Genomic DNA, 3,542 nt, shown 5'->3' on the forward strand with positions numbered 1-3,542 from the left:
GGCGGCGCGCCCCCGCCCCCCCCCCGCGCGGCCCCCCCCCCCCCCCCCCCGGGGGCCGGGGGGGGGGGGGGCGGGGGGGGGGGGGGCGGGGGCGGGGCCCCCCCCCCCCCCACCTGTCCAGTCGCGGTGAGCATCGCGTTAGCCGTTGGACGCGCCCACCCCCCTCCCCGGCCCTCCCCCCCAAGGGGGGAGGGGGAAAGAGGGGCCGCCTGCGGAGTTGGCTCGCCGAGTCCGAGCTTGCGCATCTCGTCGCCGAACCGCCGCGAGAACTGGTCCGCCCCGGCCCGCGTCAGGTGGAACCCGTCCGCGACGAGCGGGTCGTCCACCCACCGCCGCGCGTCGATCACCGGCACGCCGTACTCAGCTCGCAACTCTTTCAGGAAGCGTTCGCCCTTCGCCAAAGCGTCCGGCGGATACCACGCTCGGAACTCGCTCGACTCCGGCAGCCACGCCAGCGCCACGGGGATGCCCCGCTCGCGGCAGAGTGCCAGCACCTCGCGGACGGCCCGCGCCGCCTTCTCGTGGACGGCGTACCCGTCGAACACCTGGTCGAAGTATTGCTTCGCCATGCGGTGCCGCTCGGCCCGCTCCGCGGCCGTCGGTTCCGCCTCGAAGCTGTTCATCCAGCCCCACGGGTCGAGCCGCTGCCACGGCCCGTCGAGCCGCCGGTCGGGCGTCACCCAGTTCGGGATCGTCTGGCTCAGTACTCGCAGGCGGTGCTCGAACCACGGGTTCTGCCGCACCTGCCGCATCGTCGCCAGCGTGTGCTCGTGCAGGTCGAAGTAGTCGCGGACGAAGGCCGCGTCGTGCGTCAGCAGCCGGTGCTTGTCGATCCGCGCCTCCTCGGCGAACTGGCCGTCCTCGCGGAGGAACGGCGGCCAGTATTCCAGCACGACGGCGGCCGGGGTCACGCCGTCGTACAGCAGTCGGCGGAGGGCCATCAGTTGCATCATCGGGCCGCTGCCGAGCAGGGCGAAGTTGTACGCGAGCGGCCCGGTCTCGGCATTCGCGGCCGTCGGTTTCAGCGCGAACGCCGCGCGGGAACTTCCGAGCGCGACGACGAACGGCCGGCCGGGGTTCTCGGCCTGTCGCGCCTGCAGCCGGGACAGGCGGCGGCCGTACTCGGGGTCGCGGACGGTCGGGAACAGCCGGTCCATGCCGACGGAGAAGCCGACGTTCAAAACCACGACCGCGGCGACGAACGCGAGGACGGCCCGCCGGGACGCGGGGAATCGAGGGCGTGCGGTCATCGGGGGGTTCCTTCGTAAGCCGTCGCGAGGTGGTCCGTGAGCGCCGCCGCCCCCGCGGGTAGCAGGTGGTGGCCGTCCGCGAACAGGTCGTCCGGCAGCACGGCGCGGGAGCGGAGCACCGGCACGTCGAGCGAGTCCAGGTACACGTCGAACGCGCGGGTCGCGGCCGGGCGGTACGCGGCCCGCAGGGCGGCCGACTCCGGCGACACGAACGCGACGAACCGGACGCCGTGCCTTTGACAAACTTCGATCGCGTCCCGGACGGCGAGGGGGGCGGACGGGATCAGCCCCTCGGCGGCGAGCGCGTCGGCGTACTGCTTCAGCGCGCGGCCGAACGCGACCGGCCGCTCGTGCGGCGGCAGGTCGATGCCGTCCACGTACCCGAACGGGTCGTTGTTCGCGCCGACGGTCAGCCCGTGCGGGCAAGGCAGCCACCGCTCGGCGTACCGGTTCAGGGCCGGGAACCGGTACAGGTGCGTGGCCGTCAGCCAGCCCCGCCACCCCTGTTGCGGGACCGGGCCGGTGTCGTGGCCGAACCGCTTCAACACGTCCGGCTCGCCGGGCCGGAGGCGGAAGCTGCCGAGCCAGTCGGCCTCGTTCCGCCCGCAGAACAGGGCCGGGTGCAGCTCCCACAGCACCGCGTCCGGCCGCACGCCCGCTTCGAGCAGCCGCCGGAGGTACAAGGCGTTCGTCAGCGGGCCGCCGCCGGACGTGGCGAAGTTGAACGCGACGGCCTCCTCGGACAGCCGCCCCGCGAACCGTCGGGCATCGACGCCGAGGTGCGACCGCGAGCTGCCGAGGACGAGGATTCGCGTCGGCGTGGTCGGCGACTTCTCCGCGAAGAAGACCGGGTGGCGTTCGAGCAACTCGAACTTCTCGACGAACACCGGGTCGGTCAGCGGCAGCCACCGCGCCTGCACGGCGACGTTGAACAGCACCTGCCCGGCGAGGTACGCGGCGACGCCGACGAGGATGGCGAACGGGGCGGTGCGGCGGCGCATGGCTATCGCTCCCTCGCCCACGGGACGACGACCTCGCGGGTCAGCCGGTCGGAGAACGCCTCCGCGCCGCTTCGCAGTTGGTGGTGGCCGTCGGTGAACGCATCGTCCGGCAGCCACCCGCGGGCGTCGATCAACTCGCACCCGGATACGGTGGCGACGGCATTCGCGAAGGCGAGCACGCGGTCCGACCCCGGCGGGTACAGGTCGCGGAACGACTTCCCTTCCGGCAGCAGCACGAGTTTCACTGCGACGCCGGTCGCGGCGCACTCCGTCAAAACTTGTCTGAGCGCGGCTGTGGCCGGTTCGCCGGGATGCCAGTCACGCAGAAGTGGCTGGTACTCGTCGCGGGCCTGTCGGGTCGCCTGCTCGCGTTCCTCGGCCGTCAGCGTCTCGCGGAGCGGCGTGCCCCACCCGCAGGCGTCCGTCGTGCGGCTCCAGTCGTACCGCATCCGCCACGGGACCCAGCTTTGCGCGACCCGGCCGAGGAGTTGGAACCGCAGCCCGTGCCACGGAATGAAGGTAGATTCCCGCCACCGGCTTTGCATGGCGGCCGGGTCGAAGCCGTAGGGTTCGACGGCGGAGAGTTCGCGGTACGTCAGCCGGTCGCCGTACAGCCAGAAGCTCTCGTAGGACCGCTCGCCGAGGTCCGCGAACATGGCCGCGTGAATTTCGAGTAACAGCAGGTCCGGCGACGCGCCGTCGCGGGCGAGGCGGCGGGCGTACAGCAGCTGCGTGACCGGCCCGGACGCCGGGATGCCGAAGTTGAATGCGACGACCGGCCGGCCGGCCTCGCGGGCGCGGTCCTCGACGCGGTGGCCGTGGAACGCGAACCCGGTCCGCGAGCTGCCGAGCATGACGACCGCCGGGCCGCGATCGGGCGGGTTGAGTTTTGCTTGCAGTTTGACGAGCTTGTCGCCGTAGAACGGGTCGCGGACGCGGGGGTAGCGCTCGGCCGCGAGGCCGAGGGCGGCCGTGAGCGCGAGGAAGGTGAGCAACCCCGCGGCGACGGCCGACCGCGCGGCGCGGCGGCGGGCGGGCCGGGTGATCGCCGGGCGCGAGGGGAACAGGCGTGGAACGAGTTTGAGAATCAACGGCTTGTTCCCTGCCGATGCCCTTCTTGTTCCCTCCCCCCTTGGGGGGGAGGGTCAGGGAGGGGGGTGAGCTTCACACCTCGGACGCGATCCTCACCGTGAGGGAAAGGCTGGGGGGGGGGCGGGGCCCCCCCCCCCCCCCCCCCCCCCCCCCCCCCCCCCCCCCCCGCCGGGCGGGGCCCCCCCCCCCCCCCCCCCCC

Annotated in this window: 3 protein-coding genes; all 3 read right to left on the reverse strand. The window is 73.4% G+C overall.

What is annotated here, in order from left to right:
• Positions 1-1,250: SGNH/GDSL hydrolase family protein (locus tag AC5JJ2_RS10145; protein ID WP_495857867.1), on the reverse strand; the 1,250-nt coding region annotated here is incomplete at its 3' end.
• On the reverse strand, positions 1,247-2,251 hold the full coding sequence (locus tag AC5JJ2_RS10150) for a hypothetical protein (RefSeq protein WP_495857868.1): 1,005 nt from the start codon (positions 2,249-2,251) through the stop codon (positions 1,247-1,249). The genes AC5JJ2_RS10150 and AC5JJ2_RS10145, both read right to left, overlap by 4 nt.
• A 2-nt stretch (positions 2,252-2,253) precedes the next feature.
• A complete protein-coding gene (locus tag AC5JJ2_RS10155) occupies positions 2,254-3,342 on the reverse strand; it encodes a hypothetical protein (protein WP_495857869.1) in 1,089 nt (362 codons plus the stop codon).
• Positions 3,343-3,542: the final 200 nt, after the last annotated feature.

The sequence above is a fragment of the Limnoglobus sp. genome, assembly GCF_059499385.1.